Genomic DNA, 7,141 nt, shown 5'->3' on the forward strand with positions numbered 1-7,141 from the left:
AGGGGGTGTCGGCGCCGAACAGTCTCTGCGCGAGGGGGTCCTCCCCCAGGAACGCCGCCAGAGCCGCCCGGTCCGGCGCGGTGGCGGGGCCGCGGCGGCCCACCGCGTAGGCTGCCGCCGCGTTGGCACCGCGGGCTGCCGTCACGGGGTCGTGGCCCTGGCCGAGCAGGGCCAGGAAGGAACCGACGTGGGCGTCTCCCGCACCGTTGCTGTCCACAGCGTCGACCGGGAAACCCGGCACGTGCGTCGGTGCCTGGCCGGGCGCCGCCAGCCAGCAACCATCCTTGTCGGCCCGTACCAGCACGCCGGCGCCCGGGGCCAGCCGGTCCCGCAGCGCTGTTGCCGCGGCACGCGGATCCTCGTGCCCGGACATCAGGCGGGCCTCGCGGGCGTTGACACTGAGCCAGTCCACACGGGCGAGGACCGGCGCGAGAACGGCCTCGGGGATGTCGGCCACCAGGGGCGCCGGGTCGAGACAGACGGTGATGTCCGCCGGGAGCCCTGCCGTGAAGCCGGACAGCAGCGGGCCGTTGGCCGGCAGCACCAGCCCGTAGCCGGAGAGTTGCAGCAGATCACCGGGACGCAGCGCTGCGGCAACCGTGTCGATGTCCGACGGAGTCAGTGTGGCCTCGACTCCGAAGCTGGTGACGAAGGTACGTTCACCACCGCTGTCGATCAGAGCTACGGTGAAGCCGGTGTCGCCGTCCGTACGGGCGGGCAGCAGCGTTCCGATGCCCTCGTCGGCGAGCGCATCGCGTACCAGATCGCCGTACGGGCCCGTGCCGTGCAACCCGGCGAAGACCGCTTCCGTGCCGAGGCGGCTGGCCGCGACCAGGGTGTTGAAACCGCCACCGGCGGTCGTTTCGGTGCGGGTGCCGATGACGTCGCCGCCGCGTTCGGGTAGTGCGGGAACCTCGATGACCAGATCGGCGATGACGTTCCCGGCGAGGACGAGACGGCCGCTCATCGTCCGGCTTCCTGAAGATCGGGGACTGCGGATTCGTTCCCGCTGCCGGCGGCGGAGTCGGCACGGCGGGCGAACAGCGCGTACGCCGCGGCACCGACGGCCATGGATATCGCCCAGCCGAGCCCGCTCACGCCCAACCAGGTGCCGGAGAGCGGGCCTTCGAACCAGACGTCGGTCTCGCTGGTCGAGGCCTTGGTGAAGAGCAGGCCGGCCACGATGGCGCAGGCCCAGCCGAGGACGGCGGGCAGATGGAATCCGCCCGAGTACCAGTACCGGCTGGTTCGGGTGGTGTCCATCAGCGACTCGGGGTCGTATGTACGCCCGCGCAGCGCGTCCACGGCGATGACCCCGATCCACGCCGAGATGGGTACGGCCAGCAGGGTCAGGAACGTCGAGAAGGGACCGTAGAAGTCGTCTGCGATCAGCATGAAGTAGATACCGCCGGCGAACATCAGCACCACGTCGAGGGCGACCGCGGCGACGCGCGGCACCCGCAGCCCCAGAGTGATCATCGTCAGCCCGGCGGAGTAGGTGGACAGGTGGTTCGACATCAGCAGCCCGCCGAAGGCCGCGACGAGATAGGGGATCGCCATCCAGGAGGGCAGCATCGCGTTGATGGCGGCGACCGGGTCGGAGGAGGTGGCGAGCGTCTGGTCGCCCGCCGAGAGCAGCGATCCGAGGGAGATCAGCAGCACGAGAGGGATGCCCGCGCCGAACGCGGAGGCCCCGATCAGCCGGCGGCCGGGAATCTCCCGGGGCAGGTACCGGGCGTAGTCCGCCCCCGCGTTGGCCCAGCCGATCCCGGTGCCCGCGGCGATGAAGCCGACGCCCGCGATCACTCCGCTGGTCGGCCCCGCCGGGACGTCGAGGACCTTGGACCAGTCGACGGTGGCGACGAGGAAACCCATCACGACCAGGTTGAGGACGCCGAAGACGACCGTGGCCCACTTGTTGATCCACATGATGGTGGCATGCCCGAGTCCGCTGATGAGCAGCGTGCAGGTGATGAAGACCAGCAGACAGACGAGCGTGAGCACGGTGTTCCGGCCGATCCCGAAGGCCGTGTGCAGCATCGCCAGCAGCGCGTACGCCGCGGTCGTGGTGGTGATCGTCTCCCAGCCGACCCGGCTCAGCCAGGTGATCAGGGTCGGACCCGCGTTGCCCCGCTGTCCGAAGACCGCGCGGGACAGGGTGAGCGCGGGCGCGCCCCCCTTCTTGCCCGCCAGGCTCAGGGCTCCCACCAGCGCGAAGGAACCGAAGGAACCGACGACGGCAACGAGTATCGCCTGCCAGACATTGAGGCCGCGGAAGGCCACGAGGGTCGCGCCGAGCGGGAGCCCAAGGATGCTGATGTTGGCGGCGAACCAGGTCCAGAACATCTGGCCGGCCTGTCCGTGCCGCTCGTTGTCGGGGACCGGTTCGATCCCTCTTGTTTCAATGGCACCGACGTGATCGTTCGCCTTCGAAGCGGCCATGACGGAACCTCCTTGCAGGATGTGGAAAGGGCAGGTGGGGAGTGAAGGGAAGGTGTGTGCGTGGGCTTGGTGAAGCGGCGGGGACTCGGGGCCCCCGCCGGGCTCTGGGTTCCGGGCCGCTCAGCGGAGCGTGAGCAGCCGGGCGGTCAGAGGTTCCAGCTCGAGGGAGTTGACGTTCCGGAGCGTTTGGACGGCCTCGGGTGGCAGCCCCGAGAGCCCCGTGACCGACCCGGCGACCGCACCGGCGATCGCACCGATGGTGTCGCTGTCGCCGCCGAGGTTGGCGGCAAGAAGGGCAGCGCGCCAGGGATCGCCGCCGGCCACGGAGAGCACCGCGAACGCGGCGGGCACCGACTCCTGGCTTGCGACGCTGGTGCCGACGAGCGCGACGATCCGGTCCAGGGCCTCGGCCTCCGGGAGATCGCGCACGAGGTCCTGAGTCCACTGGATCCGGGACGCGATGTCGGCCCCGGCGATCCAGTGGCCGCGCCGTGCACCGGCGCGCGCCGCGGCCACGGCGGCGGCCACGGCCTCGTCCAGCGTGCCACCGCCGACACCCGTGCTGACGGCGGCAGCGACGGCGGCCGCGCCCGCGATCCCGATGTTGGTGTCGTGGGTGACCTGGCAGGACTCCACGACATGGTCCAGGAAGGCGTCCAGCGGCTCGACGGCGAAGGCGATTCCGACCGGGGTGACGCGCATGGCCGCGCCGTTCGTCGTGCCGTGCCTGCCGGCCTCCTGAGCCGGGACACCACGGGCCACCGCGTCCAGAGCGGTCTTGGTCGACGGGCCGAGGAGATCGAAGGAACCCTTGGCCTTCATCTCCTTCTCCCATTCGAGCAGTTCATGGGCAAGGCGCAGGGGGTCGATCCGGCCGCGGCCCTCGTCGATCAGCCGGCCGACGATGACGGCCTGGTCGGTGTCGTCGGTGACGGACCCGGCCGGCATGCCCGCGCTGACCGGATTGTCGGGGCGGGCGGGCTCGAACCCGGTGAGGGTGCCGTAGACCCGGACGACGTCCTCCCTGGACATCACCTGCGTGGGCATGCCGAGAGCGTCACCGAGGGCGAGTCCGTAGTAGGCACCGAGGGCGCGGTCGAGTGGGTCGGTCACAGTCGGCCTCCTCGGCCTGAACGTACGTGCAATTCAAATCTGGCAGGGTCGAGCAGGCTGGTGACCTGCTCGATGACCGAGCCGTCGGCGGCCCGGTACACCTGGCTGAGCCGCAGAAAGGACTCGCCTGGCGAGCGGTGCAGCACGGCGGCCTCCGTCGCGTCGAGCCCGCGCACCGACACCACGCCTTCACCGGAGTCGGAGATACGGCCCGCGGCGATCAACGCCCGGCTCAGTGAGCCACCGTCGAGGCCGCGTTCGGGCAGCCCGGCCAGGCCCCCGACGGCGGGGACCCTGCTACGCTCCAGCGATACGCCCTGTCCGTCGGCGAGCCGCCTCACCCGGTCCAGAGCGATGAACGCAGTCGAATCGAGTCCCAGCTCATCGGCCAGCTCACGGTCGGTCACCTCCTCGAAGCGGAGGGTCTCGGTCTGCAGTTCCGTGTCCTGCTCGGCCAGCGCCCTGGTCCAGCCGAGGCGGTTGTCGAGCGGCGTTCCCTCGAAGGTGACGAAGGAGCCGATCCCTGCATGGGTGGAGATGAGCCCTTCCTCGCCGAGGACCTGAAGCGCCTGCCGCAGGGTGGTGCGGCTGACGCCGAAGCGCTGGGTGAGCGCGTGCTCGCCCGGGAGTCTGCTGCCGTCGGTGTGCACCCCAGCTCGGATCTCCTCGGCGAGGACGCTGGCGATGCGCTGATGTTTGTGTACCTGTCCAGGCATGTCTAGACAGTAAGTGGACAGGTCACCTCAGGTCCATAGCCGCAGAGGATTTTTTCGTGTGCCCGCGGCGCCGGGGCCACTCAGGCGGTCGTGTACCGCCATGCGGTGCGCGTGACCGGTGACTGGGCGGCGGCGCAGGACGTCGTCTCGTTGACGTTCCTGGAGGCCTGGCGGATTCGCGGGAAACTGCGGGACGAAGGGGACAGCGTGCGGCCCTGGCTGACGGGCATTGGGACCAACGTGCTGCGCAACACGTCGCGTGCGGAACGGCGGCACGACCGTGCGCTGGCCCGCATGCCGGCGAAGGAGACCGTGCCGGACTTCGCCGACGAGTTGATCGGGCGGATCGCGGATGCTGAGCAGCTTGCCGCGGCACAGTCCGTTCTGGCGCAGCTTCGCCGGTCCGAGCGCGAAGTGTTCACCCTGTGTGTGGTCCGGGCTCAGCTACTCCGAGGCCGCGCAGGCCCTGGGCGTTCCGGTGGGGACGGTCCGCTCCAGGCTGGCCCGGGCACGGTCGAGACTGCGCAAGCTTGCCGAGCAGGAGATGAAGAAGAGGCGGGCCGACCGAGGAAAGACGGAACCGGCACAACGTACCGGACAAGTACGGGGTGGTCGCACCGAAGCGGCCCGGTCGAACAAGGAGAACAAGGAGAGCAACCGATGATCTTCAATCCGTGGCGGCGGCAGGAACCGCTGGATCACACGGAGCTGGCTCGGCTACTGCCGGCACCCGGCGATCCGGTTCTCCCGGACGACCGCCAACGCCTGCTTGTGGACTTTCTGATGAACAACGTCACGCAGGACGACCACCCCGCCCGCCCCGCCCACCCACATCGCCGCCTGGCCGTCCGCCTGGCCGCCCCCGTCGCCCTGGCCGCCGCCCTGGGAGGGACCGCACTCGCCATCCACCAGACCACCCCGCACACCTCTTCCCCCGTCACCGCCACCGGCCGTGCCACCGCGGGTGGCTACCCCAAGCACATCTCCACCGTTGCCTACACCCTGAACCATGGAACCCACGGCGCCGTCACGGTGACCATCCGCGACGCCGGAGCCGACCGGCCCGACCTCACCCAGCTCCAGCATGACCTGCAGCGCATGGGCGTGGACGCTCGCGTCTACCAGGACGACCCCACCTGCCCCGTGGACAAGGGCGAAGACCCCGAACTCAGCCACAGCACGCTCAAGACCATCGACTTCCACCACCGCAACGGCGCCTTCACTGCCACCATCAACCCCGCCAAGATTCCTTCAGGAACCCACCTGGAGATCGTCTTCCCCCAGCCGCCCAGGGACTCGGCCCAGAAGGACTCCCTCGCGTTCAGCCTGCGCCAGGGCAAAGCCCCGGACTGCCGGAACATGCGGCTCTCCGAGATCCCGGCCCCCACGGCAACCACCGCCGAAGAGATCGTCCCCGACCAGCACGACTGATCCACCCGCCACCCGTTTTGGCCCCGCTCTCGGACGGGGCCATAACGGCCCTGCGAAGCGTCTCTGGAATTCTTAAGGATCCTGGGTTATCGCGTGACCCCGAAGGGTGGAAGCGGTAACGAGCGCGGACGAGTCCGGGCCGATCCTTGGGTAGAGCCCGTGTGCGGCGTCACTGGCGGTGACGCGATGCCGGCGTCTGGACTGCACCTGGCTCTTTCGAGCAGGCGCACCCTGGGATCGCCGCCCCACCGGACGCTGAACCAATCACCACAGAGGGGCCGCGATGTCGGTGGCGGGGACCGCGCGCATTTCAAGCACGCGGCAGGTATCAGGTAAAACGACAGGAGGTCCTTATGGTTACGCCCGAGTTGGATCCAGCGTCCAGCAGCTTCCCGAAGCCAATCACCGCACCGTCAGGGACCCTCCATGGCTCCCGGGAACGGCACGCGAAACCTCGTACTACAGCTGAATCACCGTCAGGGCTCCCGGACCTCGCAATACCCGCAGCAAGGAACGTGGAGCCCTCGCACGCGAGTTGGAGACGGAGCTGTACCGGTTCGACGAACTGGTACAGCAGATCCTCTACTCCCACGAGATCGGCGTCTGCAAGCCCGACCCGCGGGCCTTCGAAATGACCTGTGCCCGCCTGGGGCCGTGGGCGCGCGGGTTGGGGCTTGGGGTGGTGTGGTGTCAGGCGCCGGTGAGCCTGCGGGAGGCATCCATGAGGTGCTGGGTGGTCGTGGCGTCCAGGGTGATCGGAGTGCGCTGTTCGAAGCGGCCCGGCTTGCCCCAGTAGAGGGGGGAGTGCCAGTCGTCGCGCCGGGTGGCTTCCACGACGTTGCGTGCGGAGGTCTTGACGGAGTCGAAGACGACCGGTCCGAGGACTTTGGCGGTGGCCCGCACGTACCAGGGGGCAATGCGCAGGATGTCGGTCTTGGCGGAGCCGGCGTTGACGACGCCGGCGGCGAGGCCGGGTTCCGTGCGGGTGAGGTGGGCGGCGTAGTGGTGGTTGGCGAGTTGGACCGGCTTGCGGTCGTGGCTGAAGTCGAAGGGGGTGAACTCGGGGAACCGGGCCAAGTCGGCCTCGTCGGTCGGTGGGATCGCGGCGGTCATCATGACCACGACCGGCCGCCCGGCCTGGCGCAGGACGGGCAGGAGGAGCTGCGTGAGGTGGTAGCGGCTGAGGTAGTTGACCGCGAAGAACGGGTGGAGCCCGTCGGCCGTGCGGCTCTCCTGGAAGGTGAACACCCCGGTGGTGTGCACGAGGGCGTCGATGCGGTCGTGTTGGCCAAGGACGCGCTGGGCGGCGTCACGGACGCCGTCGTGGGTGGACAGGTCGGCGGCGAGTGAGGGGCCACGAAGTTTCCGGACAGGGACCCAATAGGGTTGTCCTGAAGAGGAAACGAGGAAGAAGTGGCGCCACCCAGTAAGTACTCGCC

At 69.4% G+C, this 7,141-nt stretch carries 6 protein-coding genes and 1 pseudogene; 2 read left to right on the forward strand and 5 right to left on the reverse strand.

Translation table 11 applies throughout. From position 1 onward, the window contains the following. The 4 genes from ABT114_RS49600 to ABT114_RS49615 form a co-directional block, all read right to left on the reverse strand. The coding region (locus ABT114_RS49600; RefSeq protein WP_351153772.1) for a PfkB family carbohydrate kinase at window positions 1-967 on the reverse strand (967 nt) is incomplete at its 3' end. Further along, window positions 964-2,442, reverse strand: a complete 1,479-nt coding sequence (locus ABT114_RS49605; RefSeq protein ID WP_351153775.1) for a purine-cytosine permease family protein — start codon at window positions 2,440-2,442, stop codon at window positions 964-966. The genes ABT114_RS49605 and ABT114_RS49600, both read right to left, overlap by 4 nt. Before the next feature lie 120 nt (window positions 2,443-2,562). After that, window positions 2,563-3,555 carry an ADP-ribosylglycohydrolase family protein gene (locus tag ABT114_RS49610; RefSeq protein ID WP_351153777.1) on the reverse strand — a complete coding sequence of 331 codons (993 nt, stop codon included), beginning with the start codon at window positions 3,553-3,555 and terminating at the stop codon, window positions 2,563-2,565. Continuing rightward, window positions 3,552-4,271, reverse strand: a complete 720-nt coding sequence (locus ABT114_RS49615; protein WP_351153780.1) for a GntR family transcriptional regulator — start codon at window positions 4,269-4,271, stop codon at window positions 3,552-3,554. Before ABT114_RS49615 ends, ABT114_RS49610 begins: the two co-directional genes overlap by 4 nt. A 48-nt stretch (window positions 4,272-4,319) precedes the next feature. Between ABT114_RS49615 and ABT114_RS49620 the strand changes: the two are divergent. Next, a pseudogene (locus ABT114_RS49620) lies at window positions 4,320-4,935 on the forward strand (RNA polymerase sigma factor). After that, window positions 4,932-5,702, forward strand: a complete 771-nt coding sequence (locus ABT114_RS49625; protein WP_351153783.1) for a hypothetical protein — start codon at window positions 4,932-4,934, stop codon at window positions 5,700-5,702. Before ABT114_RS49620 ends, ABT114_RS49625 begins: the two are co-directional and overlap by 4 nt. Window positions 5,703-6,392: 690 nt before the next feature. Here the strand turns inward: ABT114_RS49625 and ABT114_RS49635 are convergent. After that, on the reverse strand, window positions 6,393-7,141 hold a 749-nt coding region (locus tag ABT114_RS49635), incomplete at its 5' end, for an SDR family NAD(P)-dependent oxidoreductase (RefSeq protein ID WP_351153786.1).

Source organism: Streptomyces sp. NPDC002088, assembly GCF_040296605.1.
Classification (GTDB): Bacteria; Actinomycetota; Actinomycetes; order Streptomycetales; family Streptomycetaceae; genus Streptomyces.

Excerpts from the sequence above, each read along its gene's own strand:
- ABT114_RS49615 (WP_351153780.1), bottom strand. The coding sequence starts at position 4,271 with ATGCCTGGACAGGTACACAAACATCAGCGCATCGCCAGCGTCCTCGCC.
- ABT114_RS49625 (WP_351153783.1), top strand. The coding sequence starts at position 4,932 with ATGATCTTCAATCCGTGGCGGCGGCAGGAACCGCTGGATCACACGGAG.
- ABT114_RS49605 (WP_351153775.1), bottom strand. The coding sequence starts at position 2,442 with ATGGCCGCTTCGAAGGCGAACGATCACGTCGGTGCCATTGAAACAAGA.